Origin of the sequence: Corynebacterium macginleyi, from assembly GCF_003688935.1 — a bacterium.
Taxonomy (GTDB): domain Bacteria; phylum Actinomycetota; class Actinomycetes; order Mycobacteriales; family Mycobacteriaceae; genus Corynebacterium; species Corynebacterium macginleyi.
In genome coordinates this window covers 64,336-82,088 of the sequence record NZ_REGE01000007.1, presented here as the reverse complement: position 1 = coordinate 82,088, position 17,753 = coordinate 64,336, and the positions used below count along the sequence as shown (strand labels likewise).

Sequence of the window (17,753 nt, the reverse complement as noted above, 5' to 3'; positions counted from 1 at the left end):
TTGGTGGACGGGTCGGGGCAGTGGAGGCGAACAGTCTAGAGAACTGCAGTGACCTTATAACCCTTCTTGGTGAGCAGCGAGGTCACTGCTTTAAATGTCGCTTTATCGCTGTCTGGGTTGTATTTTTCGGGATCTAGAGCGATATGCGCGTATTCTCCGTCGTAGCGGACGGTCATGAATTTGTAGCCGGCTTTGTCTTCGGCATCATCGATTAGCGCTTGCACATCGGAGGTATCGCGGTCAGGAGTAGCCGCGGCCGCATTTTCTTGATGCTGGGCTATAGGGGAAGCTTCTTTGATTGGGGTGCTGTGGCCGATTAGGCCAGTGCTTGCAGCCAATAGTCCAGCAAGAATAGTGGTAATCATTTGAGTACCTTTCTGTTGGGCGTATGGTTTGGGTGAGTGTGGTACGAAACACTCGCTCACCTGCAAAATTAACGGTTACAACCGTAACTTAATTTTGAATTAGCTCAAAACTGTGCTGACGAAGGACCCGTTTTTCCTGGTTCCTTCCGGCGCAGGAGCCTTAATTGATTACTATACCAAAACTAGTCTTTGCTCGCAGAATCCTGGACCGACCCTTCCTATGGGAAATACTCCAGTGGGTGGATTAGGAACGATGTCTTGAGACTTCATACAGTGCCCCAGAGAAGATTCGAACTTCCGACACCGGCTTTAGGAGAGCCGTGCTCTATCCCCTGAGCTACTGGGGCGGGGATGTTGCTTATGCAACGTGGATCATCATAGCAGTGGGGCGCGAGTGCGCCCCAAATGCCTGCTAGCGTTTAGGCTTGTGCCAGCTCTTCCTGCTTGTTGCGCACGGCCGATGCGGGCGGGTTGGTCTCGTGCGTGCCGTCAGAGTACAAGACGGTGGGGACGATGCGGTTGCCGTCGTTAACGGACTTGATCCACTCATTGATGTCGTCGGTGTTATCGCCTTCTACGTCTACGAGCTCGTACGGGGTTTCGGTGCGGTCCAAGTTCTTGATGAGCTTGGCGCAAAAGGGGCACCAGTCGGCGTAGAAGATGGTGACATCGGCGTTGGTCTCGGGTGCTTGTACAGTCATTAGGCTGCGTCCTTTCTATCGTAGGTTAAAAAGCGGTACTTTATAGGTAGCTCGCTGGCTGGCTGCCGGGGAAGCAATAAATGCCCCGTGTCAGAGGTGCACCAATCCGTGCTGTAAGTCAAGCCGAAAGAATCGGGAATATCCGGGGCAAAGACGGCGTCATCGCCATAGACATCGCCGATATTTACGCCCATGAGTGTGACCTCGATGCGGTCCACTTGGTCCAAAGTAGCGGTGTAGACGTGGCCACCGCCGATAACCCAGGCATCGTTAAGCGCGGGCATCGTCCTGCCTACCGTAGCACCAGTTGACCATGTACCGGGCGTGCGCGAGGAGAGCACGTAATTCTCCCGGCCGGGCAGGGGGCGGAACTTGGGGTTGAGGGACTCCCAGGTCTTGCGGCCCATGATCACCGGCGCGCCCATGGTGACCTCCTTGAAGTGCTTGAGATCCTCCGGCACGTGCCAGGGCATCTGCGCGCCATCGCCGATGATGCCATCTAGGGACTGCGCCCAGATTGCGCCGAGCATTAGACAGACACCTGCGCCTTGATGGCCGGGTGTGGATCGTAACCTTGCACCTCAAAATCGGCGAAGTCATAGGAGAAGAGATCCTTCGCCTTCGTGAGCTTCAGCTGCGGGTACTCGCGTGGCTTACGAGAAAGCTGCTGCTGGACCTGCTCCACGTGGTTGTTGTAAATATGGCAATCGCCGCCGGTCCAAATGAGATCGCCCACCTTAAGACCGGCCTGCTGGGCAAACATGTGGGTCAGCGCCGCATAAGAGGCGATATTGAAGGGCACGCCCAAAAACATGTCCGCCGAGCGCTGGTAGACCTGCAGTGACAGCGTGCCATTGGCCACGTAGAGCTGGAAAAGCAGGTGGCAGGGCATAAGTGCCATCTGGTCGAGCTCCGCTACATTCCACGCGGAGACCAAGTTGCGGCGCGAATCTGGGTTATTCTTCAAGGTGTCGAGCGCCTGCTGGATTTGGTCGATGTGGCTGCCATCCGGGGTGGGCCAGGAGCGCCACTGCACGCCGTAGACCGGACCCAAATCGCCGTTCTCATCGGCCCACTCGTTCCAAATGCGCACATCATTATCCTGCAGGAATTTCACATTAGAATCGCCGCGCAGGAACCACAGCAGCTCGCCGATCACCCCACGAAAGTAGACCTTCTTCGTGGTCAGCAGCGGGAAAGATTCCGCCAGGTTATAGCGCAGCTGTGCGCCGAAAATCGAGCGCGTGCCGGTGCCGGTGCGATCGCCTTTGGCCGTGCCTTCTTCCAGGACGCGGCGCAGGAGATCCTCATAAGGGGTCTCAATCATAGGCACTAGTTTAGAAGCCGCCATTCTCCTCGGCAAAGGCCGCGGCGTGCTCTAAAATCTCGTCTTTTAGCTCGGGGCGGCAGATGAGCAGATCGGGGATAAAGGTGTCCTCGTTATTGAAAGTGATGGGGCTGCCATCGAGGCGGGAGCAGTGCAAACCGGCTGCCATTGCAACGCCTACCGGGGCGGCTTGGTCCCACTCGTATTGGCCGCCGGCGTGGATATAACCGTCATAATCACCTAGCAGCACGTGCATGGCCTTAGCACCGGCGGAGCCGACGCCCTCGGTCTCATACCCCATCTTTTCTGCGATATAGCCTGCCACCTTGGGTGGGCGATTGCGGGAGATAACGAATTTTTTAGACATAGGGCCGGCGACGGCGCGGACATCGGAGGATTTGAAGGTTACGCCGTAGTCCGGCAGGCCTACCGCGGCGTGGACTGGGGTGCCGTCTTCCACGAGCGCGATGTGTACCGCCCAGTCCTGGCGTCCGGTGGCAAATTCTTTGGTGCCGTCCAGCGGGTCGACGATCCACACGCGTTTTTTCTTTAGCCGAGCGAGATCATCGGAGGCTTCCTCAGAGAGCACGCCATCGCCGGGGCGGTGCTGTTCTAGCACGCGGGCGATCCATTCTTGGGCGGCGTCATCGCCGGCATCGCCAAGCGAAAGGCCCCGAAGTAGGCCACCATTGCGCACACCCTTGAGAATCTCGCCGCAGCCTTGGGCGAGCGAATTGGTCAAGCGGGAATCAGAAATCTCGACGGTCATGGTGCCCACATTACAACGGGTACTAGAGTGTGGTCATGCCAGAAAACATCCTCGATCGCTTTAGCCCCCAAGTGGTGCGGTGGTTCCAGGACGTTTTTGCCGCTCCCACCGCGGTACAAGCCCAGGCCTGGGACAAGATTTCCCGCGGCAACCACGCACTGATGGTTGCCCCCACCGGCTCCGGGAAGACGCTCGCTGCGTTTTTATGGGCGCTGAACAACCTGGTGGAACGCGAAGGCCAATTAGCCCTGCCAGTGGGTAACGCTTCCGGAGCTGCCACCGGTGTGCGGGTGCTGTACATCTCGCCGCTGAAGGCGCTGGGCGTGGACGTGGAAAATAACCTGCGGGCCCCGTTGACTGGTATTGCCCGCACCGCGGAAAAGCTGGGGTTGGAGGCGCCGAATATTTCCGTGGGCGTACGCTCAGGCGATACGCCCTCGACAGAGCGCTCCCGGCAGTTACGCAAGCCGCCAGATATCCTTATCACCACCCCGGAATCGGCGTATTTAATGCTGACATCGAAGGCGGCGGGGATTTTGACCACCGTCGATACCGTCATTATCGATGAAATCCATGCGCTGGCCGGCACCAAACGCGGCGCGCACCTTGCCCTGACCCTGGAGCGCCTAGCAGAAATTGCGGGTGACTTTCAGCGCATTGGGCTTTCTGCCACCGTGCGCCCGCTTAAAGCCGTCTCGGATTTCGTAGGTGGCAATCGCCCGGTGGAAATCGTCGCACCGGAGGCCCACAAGAAGAGGGACTTGGACGTGCGCGTGCCAGTAGAGGATATGTCAGACCTGCCCACGCCGGAGGCAGGATCGACCATCGGGGAGCTTACCGTCGACGATGCCATTGGCATTACCGGCGGGCCGGAAGGCAGCGGTGACGGCAAGGAGGAAATCCGCGCGGAGGAAGACACCGCGCTGCTCACCGCGAACTCCATCTGGCCGTTTATTACCCAGGACCTTTATGCGGACATCATGGCTCATCGCTCCACACTGGTCTTTGTGAACTCACGGCGCAGTGCCGAGCGCCTCACTAGCCGCCTCAATGAGCTTTACGCGCAGGAATACGACCCGGATTCGCTCTCGCCTGAAACCCGGCGCGATCCCGCCCAACTGATGGCGCACTCGCATGTTGCGGGCAAGGCACCCGCGGTCATTGCGCGGGCCCACCACGGCTCGGTGTCCAAGGATGAGCGGGCTATCACGGAAACGATGTTGAAGGAAGGCACGCTCAAGGCCGTGGTGGCCACAAGTTCGCTGGAGCTGGGCATTGACATGGGCGCGGTGGATTTGGTGGTGCAGGTGGAATCGCCGCCTTCGGTGGCCTCGGGCCTGCAGCGGGTGGGTCGCGCCGGGCACCATGTGGGTGCGGTCTCGCACGGCGTGTTTTATCCCAAGCACCGTGCGGACCTGGTGCAATCCACGCTGACGGTCGCGCGCATGCGTGGCGGCATGATCGAGAAGATGCATACGCTGCGCAACCCGCTGGATGTGCTGGCGCAGCAGACCGTGGCGGCGGTGGCCGCCGCCGGTGAGGAGGGCTTAAGTGCGGATGACTGGTATGACATAGTCAAGCGCAGCCATCCCTACCGCGAGCTCGCGCGTGAGGTCTATGACTCCGTGATCGATCTGGTCAGCGGCGTCTACCCGTCCACCGATTTCGCGGAGCTTAAACCCCGCGTGGTCTATGACCGCGTATCGGGCGTGATGACCCCGCGCCCGGGCGCGCAACGCGTGGCCGTGACCAGCGGCGGCACCATCCCGGATAGGGGAATGTTCGGCGTCTTCCTCTATGCCGGTGGGGAGGCTGGGAAGGCCCCGCGCCGGGTGGGCGAGCTCGATGAGGAAATGGTCTACGAATCCCGCGTGGGCGATATCTTTACCTTGGGCGCTACCAGCTGGCGCATTGAGGAGATCACCCGCGATCAAGTACTGGTCACGCCCGCACCAGGACATACAGGCCGGCTGCCGTTTTGGAATGGCGATGGTGTGGGCCGCCCCTATGAGCTGGGTCAGGCCCTGGGAGAATACCGCCGCGAGGTGAATACGGACCCAGGCCTTATTGCGGATGCTGATGAGAATGCATGCAGAAATATCCTGTCCTACCTGCGTGAACAACAGGAAGCCACCGGCATTATTCCGGATGAAAAGACGCTGGTGCTCGAGCGCTTTAAGGATGAGCTGGGGGATTGGCGCGTGGTGCTGCATACTCCCTTTGGCCGGCCCGTTAACTCCGCTTGGGCCCTGGCAGTGGGCGCGCGGGTGGGGGAGCGCACCGGCATGGACCCGCAGGCGGTCGCAGGAGATGATGGCATCGTGCTGCGCCTTCCCGAGGGCGAAGCCGATCCGGACGGTACGATTTTTGCCTTCGATGCTGACGATATCGCCGATATAGTGGCTGATCAGGTGGGCAATTCCGCGCTTTTTGCCTCCCGCTTCCGCGAGTGCGCGGCCCGCGCGCTGCTGTTGCCCCGGCGCAACCCCGGCAAGCGCGCCCCGCTGTGGCAGCAGCGCCAGCGCGCCGAGCAGCTTTTGGACGTCGCCCGCACGTACCCGTCCTTTCCTATCATTTTGGAAACGGTGCGCGAGTGCGTGCAAGACGTCTACGATGTACCAGCACTGCAGGAGGTCATGCGCGATCTGGGACACCGCCGGGTGCGCATCGCAGAAGTCACCACGGATCAGCCCTCGCCCTTTGCGTCCTCGCTGCTCTTTAATTACACCGGCGCCTTCATGTACGAGGGCGATTCCCCGCTGGCAGAAAAGCGGGCGGCGGCCTTGGCGCTGGACCCAGCGCTCTTGGCCAAGTTGCTCGGCACGGTGGAGCTGCGTGAGCTCCTAGATCCCACGATCATCGACGAGGTCCATGCTCAGCTGCAGCGCACCGCACCTTCGCGCCGGGCGCGCACCACCGAGGAGGTTGCAGATCTCCTGCGGGTGCTCGGTCCCATCCCGGTGGAGGAGCTGGGCGAGCATACCGACGTTCCCCTCGCCGCACTGGATAGCCTAGGCACGCGGATTATGCGGGTGCGCATCGGCGGGCGCGAGCACCTTGCCCAGTCCCAGGATGCGCCCTTACTGCGCGATGCCCTCGGTGTCCCCATCCCTCCCGGTATCCCCGCCCAAGTAGCCACGCTTGCCGATGCCCTCCCACAGCTCATCAGCCGCTGGGCGCGCACCCGCGGACCGTTCGTGCTCGCGGATTTAACCGCTGCCTTCGATATATCTGTATCCGCAGCGTACACGACCTTGGCCGGGTTGGATTCCATTGTGGAGGGACACTACCGGCAGGGTATAGACGAGCAGGAATTCTGCGCCGCCGAGGTATTAAAGACCATTCGATCGCGTTCGCTCGCTGTCGCGCGCGCGGATACCGAGCCGGTTTCCGGCGCCGCCTTCGCCCGCTTCCTTCCGCACTGGCACGGCATTGCACCTGCCGGGAAGCGGCCCGCGCTGCGCGGTGCCGATGGTGTATTTTCTGCTATCGAACAACTCGCAGGGGTGCGCCTGCCGGCCTCGGCCTGGGAATCCATCATTCTGCCGGCCCGCGTGGGCGATTATTCGCCTCGAATGCTAGATGAATTGACCGCCAATGGCGAGGTGATGATAGTCGGCGCCGGGAAGGCTGGGGCCGCCGACCCGTGGGTGATGTTGCTGCCCGCCGATTACGCCGCGCAGCTCGCCCCCGAAACTGATCCAGAGGGCGTGAGCATGCTGCAGCGAACGATTTTAAGTGTGCTCGAGCGCGGCGGTGGCTTCCTCTTTTCCGATATCGCTGCCGAGGTCCCCGGGACCGCCGAGGAGACCCGCGAAGCTCTTTGGGGGCTGGTGGAGATGGGCCTGGCTAGCCCCGATTCCTTCGCGCCTATCCGCGCGCGCTTATCATCAAGCGGGCCAGGGACCTCCCGCGCTGGCCGTGGTTCTACCGCCCACCGCTCCAAGCGGCGCCCGACGCGCTCGCGGCTGCGCATGGGCCGCACCTCGTTCGCCCAGGCGCACAACGCCACCGGAGGAGCCAGCCAGACCCCACCCGATATGCTCGGCCGCTGGTCGCTAGCAGTGTCCGCCGCCCAAGACGCCACCTCACGGTCCGTGGCGCACGGCGAGGCCTGGCTGGATCGCTATGGCGTGGTCACTCGCGGTTCCGTGGCGGCAGAGGACGTGCTTGGCGGCTTCGCGTTGGCCTATAAGGTGCTTTCCGGCTTTGAGGAATCCGGTAAGGCCATGCGCGGCTATGTCATCGAGGATCTCGGCGCTGCGCAATTTTCCACTCCGGCCATTATCGATCGCCTCCGTGGCCTGGCGGATTCCCCGGATGTCAACGGTTGGCCGTCTGGTACTAGCGATCCAGAGGCTTTCGTGCTGGCGGCCGTGGATCCTGCCAACCCCTACGGTGCGGCGTTGCCCTGGCCGCAGCGCGATGATGCCGATGGCAAGGCCACCGGAGGGCCCGCCCGCTCCGCCGGGGCACTGGTCGTGTTGTGCGATGGCCTGCCCATCGCCCACCTCACCCGCGGCGGCAAGACTTTAACCACGTTCATCGCCTCCTTACCCGACGGAATCGAGACCACCGACGTCTACGCCCGCCTTCTTTCTGCACTCGGAGAACTCATCGCCGGCGGGCACATGGCGCCGGTGGTAATTGAAAAGTGCAATGGCAACCCCATCCACCACACCCCGGCGGCTAGCATCCTGCGCTCCCTTGGAGCAGGCATTACCCCCAAGGGTGTGCGCATCGCCGGACGCACTGCGCCGCCGCCAGCCCCGCACGTCCCGCGCTTTGGAGCGCGGGACAGCGTGCCGGATGACTCGCGCGACGGGATGCGCGGTGTCCTCCGCGGCGGCCGGCGTGCCTCCGAGGCAATTGAGGAACTCAGCTTCGACGATCCGCCCCCGCCACCTAGCAATTCCGGTGGCTTCCGCCCGCGCGGCGGCTACCGTCGCTAGCTCCACACGCCCGCTGGTGTATTTTGGTGGGGCTAGAGCGTGCGAAACTCGCGGAAGGAGGTCAACCCCATGCCCGAAGGCGATTCCGTCCTACAACTTTCGCGCCGCCTGCAATTTATGACTGGGCGCGAGGTTACCGGTTGTTCCGTGCGCGTGCCGCAGCACGCCACCGTTGACCTCACCGGCACCATTTGTGAGCGCGTATGGCCGTACGGGAAGCACCTTTTCATGCAATTCGATCAGATCATCGTGCACACCCACTTAAAGATGGAGGGTACCTGGGCTATTCACTATGCCGGCGAGCGCTGGCGCAAGCCCGGCCATAGTGCCCGTATCGTGGTGCAACTGGCTCATTCACCGCGCGATATTGAACTCGTGGGCCACTGGCTCGGCTTTGTCGATATCTTTCACGCGGATCAGTACTACGGCCGCATCGCGCACCTTGGCCCGGATATCTTGGACCCCGACTGGGATCGCGAGGAGGCGGCGCGCCGTGTACGCGCGCGACCGCAACGCAGCATTGGCACGGCGCTTTTGGACCAGACAGTCGTGGCGGGCATTGGCAATGAATACCGCGCCGAAGTATGCTTCCTCGCCGGTATTCACCCGGCCACCCCGGTGGCAGAGGTGGACGTGGAACACGTATTGGACATCAGCAGGCGCATTATGTGGGCCAACCGGAACTCGCCCATCCGCGTGACCACCGGGGTGCGCCGTGCTGGGGAAACCACCTATGTCTTTGGGCGCAACCGTAAGCGTTGCCGCCGCTGTGGCACAATGATTCAGAAAGATTCCCTGGGCGGCGTTGACCGCGGTGGGGACGAAGGCGAATTAGAGCGCATCATCTGGTTCTGCCCGCACTGCCAGCCCAAGGTGAAGCAGTAAACTTCTTACCCCCTTTACCCTCGGGCCCGGCGCATTGTCCGGGTCCAGCCCAGGCGCGGCTGCCCTGGGCGGGGCCGCGCTGGGCGTGGCCAGGCTGAAACTAACGGTTGGCGCGGTACCAGCCGATGAGTTTATCGGTGGACTGATCACCGGAATCTACCTGTTGGCTGCCGGAGACGGCAGGTGCCAAGTCATTGGCCTGCTGCTTGCCCAGTTCCACGCCCCATTGGTCGAAGGAATTGATATCCCAGATGATGCCCTGGGTAAAGACGATGTGCTCATAGAGTGCGATGAGTGCGCCCAGGGTGGAGGGGGTAAGCTCCGCGGCCATAATCGTGGTGGTGGGGCGGTTACCCGGCATCACTTTGTGCGGAACGAGGTCTTCCCCGACGCCTTCGGCGGCGATTTCTTCGGCCGTCTTACCAAAAGCCAGCACCTTGGTTTGGGCGAAGAAATTGCCCATGAGCAGGTCATGCATCGAGCCAGTGCCGTCCGCAGTGGGGAAGTCCTCCGTGGGACGGGAAAAGCCGATGAAGTCCGCAGGGATAAGGCGGGTGCCCTGGTGCATGAGCTGGTAGAAAGCGTGCTGGCCGTTGGTGCCCGGCTCACCCCAGTAAATTTCACCGGTATGTCCAGTGGTTACCGCAGTGCCATCGCGGCGCACCGACTTGCCGTTGGATTCCATCGTCAGCTGTTGCAGGTAGGCCGGGAAGCGGCCGAGATCCTGCGAATAGGGCAGGACGGCGTGGGTCTGGGCGTCGAAGAAATTCGTGTACCAGATACCCAGCAGGCCCATGAGTACGGGTACATTGCGCTCTAGCGGGGTGGTGCGAAAGTGCTCATCCATGCTGTGGAAGCCTTCCAGAAAACGCATGAAATCCATCGGACCAATGGTGCACATTAAAGACAGGCCGATAGCGGAATCGAGAGAGTAACGCCCGCCCACCCAATTCCAGAACGGGAACATTGCCTCCGTATCGATGCCGAATTTCTCCACCTGCTCCGCATTGGTAGATACGGCCACGAAATGCTTGGATACGGCGGATTCATCGCCATCGAATTGATCAATCAGCCAGCGGCGGGCTACATGCGCATTGGTCAGTGTTTCCTGCGTGCTAAAGGTCTTGGAAGAAACGATAAAGAGGGTGGAACCGGCATCGAGCCCGTCCAAGGTAGCGGCCATATCTGCCGGGTCCACATTGGAGACAAACTCGGCAGAGATGCCGGCCACTTCATAGGAACGCAGGGCCTGTGCGGCCATGGCCGGGCCGAGATCGGACCCGCCGATGCCGATATTGACCACTTTTTTGATGGTGTGGCCGCTATGCCCCAACCAGGAGCCGGAGCGTAAGGCCGTGGCGAAATCGCGCATGCGGCCTAGAACCTCGTGGACATCGGCGGCGACATCTTGGCCATCGACATGCAGATCATCTTCCACCGGCAGGCGCAGGGCGGTGTGTAGCACGGCGCGATCCTCAGTGTTATTGAGGTGCTCGCCTGCAAACATGGCATCGCGGCGGCCTTCCACATCGGCGGCGCGGGCTACCTCGACCAGGTGGTGGAGGACGTCTTCATCGATGAGGTTTTTGGATAAATCCACGTGCAAGCCAGCGGCGTCGAAAGTGTAGTTCTCAGCGCGGTTGGCGTCTGCGGCGAAAAGATCGCGCAGGCGCATATTGTGCTTATCTTCATAAACTTTGACCAGGTCTTTCCACTGGGAAGATGCGGTGATATCCATGGCAATTGGCCTTTCTGGCGACGAGCGCATTGGCAATGTGTACCCCTCCCACCGTAGTCGAGGATGAGTGCCAACGGCAGTATGAAAAGTGCGGCAGTTAGAGGATGAGCGCGCCTGCCCAGCCGGCGATAAGTAGCGGGATATTGAAGTGGATGAAGGTGGGGATGACGGAATCACGGATGTGATCGTGTTGGCCATCGGCGCCGAGGCCAGCGGTGGGGCCGAGGGTGGAATCAGAGGCGGGGGAACCGGCATCGCCCAGCGCGCCCGCCGTACCAATTAGCGCCACCGTGGCCGCCGGGCTAAAGCCGAGGGAAGAGCACAGGGGAACATAGATAACGGCGATGATGGGCAGGGTCGAAAAGGAGGAACCGATGCCCATGGTAACTACCAGGCCGACTAAGAGCATAGCACCAGCAGAGAGGGACTTATTGGTGCCAAAGAGGTTGGCGGTGGCATCAACAAGCGGGCCAACTTCCCCCGTCGCCGTCATGACCGAGGCAAAGCCCTGCGCGGTGATCATGATAAAGCCGATGAGCGCCATCATTTTCATGCCATTGGTAAATACGTCATCGGCGTGCTTCCAATCCACCGCGCCGGAAATGAGCAAGATGCCTAGGCCGGTCAGGGCGCCGACGAGCAGACCATCGGATTCGAAATCGAGCGCCTGCATGATGATTTGGACGGCGAAGGTGGCGACAATCGCCAGGATACAAACCCCGACCTTATACCTTGAGGGTTTTTCCTGGTGTTCTGCGGCGGCAAGGGGCCGCTCATCGTACTCGCGCGGGGCCCGGTAGCTAATAAAGACGGCGATGAGCAGGCCGGTGAGCATGCCCAGAGCAGGGATAGCCATGACCTGCATAATTTTGATATTGGAGGTATCCAGGCCGGCCTGTTCGATATTAAAGAGCAGGATATCGTTTAAGTAGATGGATCCGAAACCCACCGGAATAAACATGTAGGTGGTGATAAGGCCGAAAGTCAAGCACGTAGTGATGAGGCGGCGATCCAGCTTGAGCTTATTCATCACCGCCAACAGCGGCGGAATGAGCAGCGGGATGAAGGCAATGTGGACGGGGATGAGGTTCTGGCTCATCACGGCCATGGCGATAAGGCCACTAACGAGCATCCACTTGGTGGTGGCCGCAGCCTTGGGATCTAATTCGCCGCTGCCGCCGAGCTTAGTGATGAGAAAGTTGGCCAGGATCTGCGGTAGCCCGGCCGAGGCAACACCCATCGCGAAGGCGCCCAACAGGGCATAACTTAAGGCAATCTTGGCGCCGCCGCCGAGCCCGTCTTGGAAGGCGAGCATCGTGGCATCGAGGCCCATGCCGGAAAGAAGGCCACCGACGATTGCGCCGATGAAAAGCGCCACCACCACATGCACGCGCAACAGGGCTAGCGCGAGCATGATAATAACGGCGATGAGTACTGCGTTCATGCCCCGAAAGCGTACTGCATACTATGGGCTAGCCCGTAATTAATCCGGGTCTTAAAGGGTGTTTTACCCCAAGCGGCCGCGCCCCATGCGCAGCAGGGCAGAGGCAATGGTGGGGCCTTCCTCGCCGAGCTCCGCGCGGAACTCATTAAGGATGGCGATTTCGCGGTTATGCACCAAGCGCGTGCCACCGGAGCTTATACGGGTGCGGCCCACCGCGCGGGACACCTCGGTGCGGCGCTTGACGGCATCCAAGATGATTCGGTCAAGGCGATTGATTTCCTCGCGATACCGTTGGATTTCCGCATCAGATAAGGGATCGTCCGTGCCGGTGGGCGTGCGGATATCCAAGTCGTTATCAACCAAGGAATCATTATCTTCAGCGGTCATGGTCCCTTATTGTGCCACTGTGCCGTGCCATCGTGCTACTTGGTCAGGGTTTTAGAAAGCGCTGTGCACGCTATACATACGGGCCATGTCCGGGAGAGCTAGTAGGTTGGTAGACATTATGACGAATGATTCACCATTTAGCCCTTTTTCCACTCCGCGCGAACCTGCACCCGAAGCCATCTCTAGCGGCGGCTTTGCCCCTAGCCAGTTCGAACCGCACAACCCTTTGGCCAGCACGCCCAGGCCCGCGGAATCCGATCCTTTAACCCAAGGTTTGAACCCGCAGCAATTAGCGGCGGTCACCCATACCGGCAGGCCTTTGCTCATTGTTGCCGGTGCGGGTTCTGGTAAGACCGCGGTGCTGACCCGCCGCATCGCGTACCTCATGCGCCACCGCGGGGTAAACCCATGGGAAATTCTCGCCATTACCTTTACCAATAAAGCCGCCGCGGAGATGAAAGAGCGCGTGGGCTTACTGGTGGGACCGGTGGCCGAGCGAATGTGGGTGTCTACTTTCCACTCCATCTGTGTGCGCATTTTGCGCCAGAACGCGCAGCTTGTACCAGGACTTAACACCAACTTCACCATTTATGATGGCGACGATGCCCGCCGCCTTCTATCCATGATTGCCAAAGATATGCAGCTGGATCTGAAGAAATACACCCCGCGCGTGCTGGCGAACCAGATCTCTAACCACAAAAACGAACTCGTGTTCCCGGCCGAGGCGGCCGATAAGGCACAGCAGATTAAGAACCCTTTCGACATCACCGTGGCGGAGGTCTATGCCGAATACCAGCGCCGTCTGCGCGCGGCCAATGCGGTGGACTTCGATGATCTCATCGGGGAAGTCGTGCGCATATTCACCGAGTACCGGCAGGTGGTGGAGTTTTATCGCCGGCGGTTTAAGCACGTGTTAATTGATGAGTACCAGGACACCAACCATGCCCAGTACGCGCTGGCAGCAGCACTCGTGGGCAAGGGCGAGCTTAGCCCCGATGCGCCAGAGCTGTGCGTGGTGGGTGACTCCGATCAATCCATTTATGCCTTCCGCGGCGCCACCATCCGCAATATCGAGGAATTTGAGCGCGATTACCCGCAGGCGCACACCATCTTGTTGGAGCAAAACTATCGCTCCACGCAGACCATTTTGAACGCGGCCAATGCAGTGATTGCTAAAAATGAGAACCGTCGGGAGAAAAACCTGTGGACCGCGCACGGCGATGGTGAATCCATCGTGGGGTATGTGGCGGATAACGAACACGATGAGGCCCGTTTCATCGCCGCGGAGATTGACGCGCTGGCGGATAAGGGCCACAGTTATTGCGATATCGCCGTGATGTATCGGACCAATAATGCCTCCCGCGCGTTGGAGGATATCTTCATTCGTTCCGGCATCCCCTACAAGGTTGTCGGCGGAACGCGCTTTTATGAGCGCCGCGAAATCCGCGATATAGTGGCTTACCTGCGTATTATCGACAACCCTAACGATACGGTGAGCCTGCGCCGTATCATTAACGTCCCCAAGCGCGCCATCGGCGATAAAGCCCAGGGACTAATTGCCCTGCACGCGGAAAACCAGGGGATAAGCTTTGGTAAGGCGCTTGCTGATGTTACCCGCGGCGAGGTTCCTGGCCTCGGCACCCGCGCCGTTAATGCGGTCACTAAGTTCAACGACATGATGGATGGTATCCGCGCACACATTCCAGATATGCGTGATGAGGTGACCGGCCAGCCTGATTTGGGCGACTTAATCACCGCTATCCTGGATGCCACCGGCTATAAGTCGGAGTTAGAAAACTCCAACGATCCGCAGGACGGCGCACGCCTCGATAACCTCAATGAGCTGGTGTCTGTCGCCCGCGAATTTACCTCGGAAGCCGCTAACCAGTTAGCCGCCGCCGGTGCGGATGCCATCGATTCCCATGACCTTTTAGAAGAAGGCGAAGCCGCGCCGGGCTCGCTGCAGGCCTTTTTAGAAAAGGTCTCTTTGGTTGCGGATGCGGATCAGATTCCGAATTCTGAGAGCGGGGTAGTAACCATGATGACCTTGCATACCGCCAAAGGCTTGGAGTTTCCCGTCGTCTTCGTTGCCGGTTGGGAGGACGGTCAATTCCCGCACATGCGCTCGCTAGGTGACCCGAAAGAGTTAAGCGAGGAGCGCCGCTTGGCGTATGTAGGCATCACCCGTGCCCGCGAGAAACTGTACCTCACGCGCGCCATTTTGCGCTCAGCGTGGGGCAATCCGGTGACCAACCCCGCCAGTCGCTTCCTCGCCGAGATCCCAGAGGATCTCATCGACTGGCGGCGAGAGGATTCCGATAGTGACCTCACCGGTTCGTGGGGTGCCGATGACTATCAATATGGCCGGAGCTACCGCCGCGGTACTAGCGGTGGCTATGCCGGCGCTGGGGGTGCCGGGTTTGGCCAGCGCGCTACGTCTTCCCCTTCGCAACGCACTCGCCAGCCGGCAGCTAATTCCATGCCGAAGAATAACAACCTCAACCTTGCGGTAGGAGACCGCGTCAACCACGCTAAGTACGGGCTCGGAACCGTGATTGAAATGGCCGGTTCTGGGCCCCGGGCCACGGTGACCGTGGACTTTGGGTCCTCCGGCAAGGTGCGGCTGATGCTCATTGGCGGTGTGCCGATGGAAAAGCTTTAGACCGTAATCCCGCGCTCGTTGAACCAGCCTACTGGGTCGACGGCCGCGCCACCGTCGGGGTGGATTTCGAAGTGCAGGTGCGGGCCGGTGGAGTGGCCCTCATTACCAATGTCGGCGATACGGTCGCCCGCGGAAACCTGGTCGCCTATGCTGACACGCAGCGAGTTGGCGGACATGTGGCCGTAGACGGAGATGCTGCCATCGACGTGCTGGATGCGAATCCAGTTGCCAAAGCCTTGTGCCGGACCGGAGTTGATAACAATTCCGTCCATGACCGAATAAATCGGGGTTCCGATTGAGTTAGCGACGTCGATACCGTTGTGCATCGTGCCCCAGCGCATACCGAAGCCCGAGGTTAGTGTGCCGGAAGTGGGAAATATCACCGTATTGCCCGCGGCGTCTTTACCGCGCTTGGGGGTTAGACCGGAGCGGTTCCCTTCGGGCGCAAAGGCTTCCTGTAGGCCTGGAACCGAGGCGGGGTCCAAGACGATCTTGACCCCGCCTAGGTCATTTTTGCTAAGTTCCGGGACGGAATCGCCGTTGAGTACACCAACGGCGGTATGTGCCAGGCCGACGGCGGCGTCGATAACGCCAGCGTTATCAACATTGGTGGCTTGCGGCTCAGAGGAGCCATTCGAAACGTCCACGCTGGCCACTGGATCAGCAGCAAAAGCGGAGGTGCCGGTAGCAAAAACGGTGCCAAGCGTGATGACGCTTAGCGCTACATTCCTGCGTGCGCGGTTCATGCGCTTCATAAGTTTAAGTCCTTTTCGTGGCTGTGCATGGTCTCGAGGCGCGCAAACCTCACTGGGTTTGCCGTCCTTCAACTGCTTTCTGCGACACGCCCGAGAATGTAAATACCCCATATAGCGCTCGCTTATAGCAACGAGTCAAAATTTAGCCTGCCCATACGTGCTGCGCAATCTTTAAAAATGCTGGTAGGGACAACATTTATTCGAAAAGTTTCGAACATGCCAGCTTGTTGCGCGTGTTACTAAAGTGGCCAAAGTTGCATATTTAAAGTACTGGTTTAAGCTCTGGGGGTAACTGGCGGGGGTGGATGGAAGGGGTAACTGTCGTCAGCGCGAAAAACTGCCATTTACCTGCGACAAGGTTGGATGCTGGACTTAACTGGCAGACCGTTGAGTGATAGTGAGCCGCGTTTGGCGGCTCGACGGTGCAGAGGCATTACCCGCGATGATTCCCGGGGCAGCGCCTAGGGGGAACCCGCGGTTCTCCGGTTCTAAGGTTCTCCTGCTCTGCGGGCTTGCTAGGGGGATTAGTAGTCGTGGCGCATGTATCTGGGGCCTCCAGGGGCCGCTGCGGGCTTTGCAGGCGGATGGTGTGCCCTTTCTGGCAAGAATGGGTCGCCCCCTTACGGCTGGGGTGTCCCTGATGTCCGTGGCGGCGGTGGGAGATAGGCATGAAAAAAGCGTCGCAGGGTATGTCTGCGGCGCTTTAACAAGAAGTAAAGAATGATTTTAGAGCTGAATGCCTCGCTCAGCTAGCCATGCCTGTGGGTCTACAGCGTCACCGGAGTTCGGGTGAACCTCGAAATGGAGGTGGGAGCCGGTGGAGAAACCCATGGAGCCCATGCCGGCGATCTTTTGACCGGCGAGCACCCGCTCACCCACGGAAACGTCGAGGGTCTGCATGTGGCCGTATAGGGTCATGGTGCCGTCATCGTGAAGGATGCGGATCCACTGGCCGTAGCCGGAGGCTGGGCCAGAATCGATAACGATGCCGTCCATGACACTAAAAATGGGGGTGCCGATGGCGTTGGCGATGTCCACGCCGGAGTGGAAAGATCCCCAACGTGGTCCGAAGCCAGAGGTGAAGGCGCCTAGGGCAGGGCTAACAACGGAGGGTGCGCGGGCGGCAAGATCCTCGGCAGCCCGGTCGGTTGAAGCTTGGATGGACTTGCTCAGCTGGTCAACCAGATTGGTGACCGGCTTTGCCACTGCTACGTTGAGGACCTGCGGTGCAGCATCGGAAGATCCGGCTGGTGCGTTGTTGACCTCGGAAGTATCAGCGGCAAGTTTGTAACCAACGGACTGCGTCTTGGTGGTAGTAGACGCAATGTTGTCGGACTCAACGTTGGCGGCAGTTGCGCCGCCAACGCCGGCGGTGGACACGGCACCGGCGGCAACGGTCAGGACAGCGATACGACCTTTGGTAGTCTGCGAGGTGACAATCTTGCGATGACGGCCGGCGTCACGCTGAACTTTGCTTCGCATTGAATCTTCTTTCGTGTCTTTCACAATCTTCACCTAAGAGCGCTATAACTTCTCAAGGCTATTTACGAGATTGTGACCTTCTTGTTACCAACGAGATGTAACAATAGTGTCTCAAAAAGGTAACAGCAAGTCAAAAGTGAATTTTTTCTTGCGCTGTCTCAGGCTAGGGCTATATGCAGGCAATTTATGGAAGATTTTAGATATAGTGCGATAGAAATCTCTTAAATTCAGGCCTCGTTGGAGTCTTTATACTGCAATAGTGTGCCTTGAATGTTGGTTACAGAAG

General features: G+C 59.8%; 13 protein-coding genes and 1 tRNA gene. 3 read left to right on the top strand and 11 right to left on the bottom strand.

Annotation, left to right across the window (positions count from 1 at the left end):
• Positions 1-35 precede the first annotated feature (35 nt).
• The 6 genes from D9V82_RS06580 to D9V82_RS06555 all read right to left on the bottom strand — a co-directional run bounded on the left by D9V82_RS06580 (position 36) and on the right by D9V82_RS06555 (position 3,162).
• On the bottom strand, positions 36-365 hold the full coding sequence (locus tag D9V82_RS06580; protein ID WP_121911626.1) for a malonyl-CoA-ACP transacylase: 330 nt from the start codon (positions 363-365) through the stop codon (positions 36-38).
• 274 nt (positions 366-639) lie between these two features.
• A tRNA-Arg gene (locus D9V82_RS06575) sits at positions 640-712 on the bottom strand.
• A gap of 72 nt (positions 713-784) precedes the next feature.
• On the bottom strand, positions 785-1,066 hold the full coding sequence (locus D9V82_RS06570) for a glutaredoxin domain-containing protein (RefSeq protein ID WP_121911625.1): 282 nt from the start codon (positions 1,064-1,066) through the stop codon (positions 785-787).
• Positions 1,066-1,596, bottom strand: coding sequence for a dihydrofolate reductase (locus D9V82_RS06565; protein WP_121911624.1), 531 nt, complete (start codon positions 1,594-1,596; stop codon positions 1,066-1,068). The genes D9V82_RS06570 and D9V82_RS06565 overlap by 1 nt, the downstream gene beginning before the upstream one ends.
• Positions 1,596-2,417, bottom strand: a complete 822-nt coding sequence (locus D9V82_RS06560) for a thymidylate synthase (protein ID WP_121911623.1) — start codon at positions 2,415-2,417, stop codon at positions 1,596-1,598. Before D9V82_RS06560 ends, D9V82_RS06565 begins: the two co-directional genes overlap by 1 nt.
• Positions 2,404-3,162, bottom strand: a complete 759-nt coding sequence (locus D9V82_RS06555; protein WP_183122506.1) for a 3'(2'),5'-bisphosphate nucleotidase CysQ — start codon at positions 3,160-3,162, stop codon at positions 2,404-2,406. The genes D9V82_RS06560 and D9V82_RS06555 overlap by 14 nt, the downstream gene beginning before the upstream one ends.
• 35 nt (positions 3,163-3,197) lie before the next feature.
• Between D9V82_RS06555 and D9V82_RS06550 the strand changes: the two genes are divergently transcribed.
• On the top strand, positions 3,198-8,114 hold the full coding sequence (locus D9V82_RS06550) for an Lhr family ATP-dependent helicase (protein WP_204084042.1): 4,917 nt from the start codon (positions 3,198-3,200) through the stop codon (positions 8,112-8,114).
• 69 nt (positions 8,115-8,183) lie between these two features.
• Complete coding sequence (locus tag D9V82_RS06545) at positions 8,184-8,999, top strand: DNA-formamidopyrimidine glycosylase family protein (protein WP_121911620.1); 816 nt, start codon at positions 8,184-8,186, stop codon at positions 8,997-8,999.
• Between the two features lie 100 nt (positions 9,000-9,099).
• Here D9V82_RS06545 and pgi read toward each other — a convergent pair whose 3' ends face one another.
• The 3 genes from pgi to D9V82_RS06530 form a co-directional block, all read right to left on the bottom strand.
• Positions 9,100-10,737 (bottom strand): glucose-6-phosphate isomerase, encoded by a 1,638-nt coding sequence (gene pgi, locus D9V82_RS06540; protein ID WP_121911619.1) that lies wholly within the window; start codon positions 10,735-10,737, stop codon positions 9,100-9,102.
• Positions 10,738-10,834: 97 nt separating this feature from the next.
• A complete protein-coding gene (locus D9V82_RS06535; RefSeq protein ID WP_121911618.1) occupies positions 10,835-12,181 on the bottom strand; it encodes a Na+/H+ antiporter family protein in 1,347 nt (448 codons plus the stop codon).
• A 63-nt stretch (positions 12,182-12,244) separates the two neighbouring features.
• Complete coding sequence (locus D9V82_RS06530; protein ID WP_121911617.1) at positions 12,245-12,568, bottom strand: chorismate mutase; 324 nt, start codon at positions 12,566-12,568, stop codon at positions 12,245-12,247.
• 118 nt (positions 12,569-12,686) lie between these two features.
• Between D9V82_RS06530 and pcrA the strand changes: the two genes are divergently transcribed.
• Positions 12,687-15,230, top strand: coding sequence for a DNA helicase PcrA (pcrA, locus tag D9V82_RS06525; protein WP_121911616.1), 2,544 nt, complete (start codon positions 12,687-12,689; stop codon positions 15,228-15,230).
• Here pcrA and D9V82_RS06520 read toward each other — a convergent pair.
• Positions 15,227-15,985, bottom strand: a complete 759-nt coding sequence (locus tag D9V82_RS06520) for a M23 family metallopeptidase (protein WP_121911615.1) — start codon at positions 15,983-15,985, stop codon at positions 15,227-15,229. The two genes, pcrA and D9V82_RS06520, sit on opposite strands and share 4 nt — an antisense overlap.
• 726 nt (positions 15,986-16,711) lie before the next feature.
• Positions 16,712-17,467 carry a M23 family metallopeptidase gene (locus D9V82_RS06510; protein ID WP_121911613.1) on the bottom strand — a complete coding sequence of 252 codons (756 nt, stop codon included), beginning with the start codon at positions 17,465-17,467 and terminating at the stop codon, positions 16,712-16,714.
• Positions 17,468-17,753 lie beyond the last annotated feature (286 nt).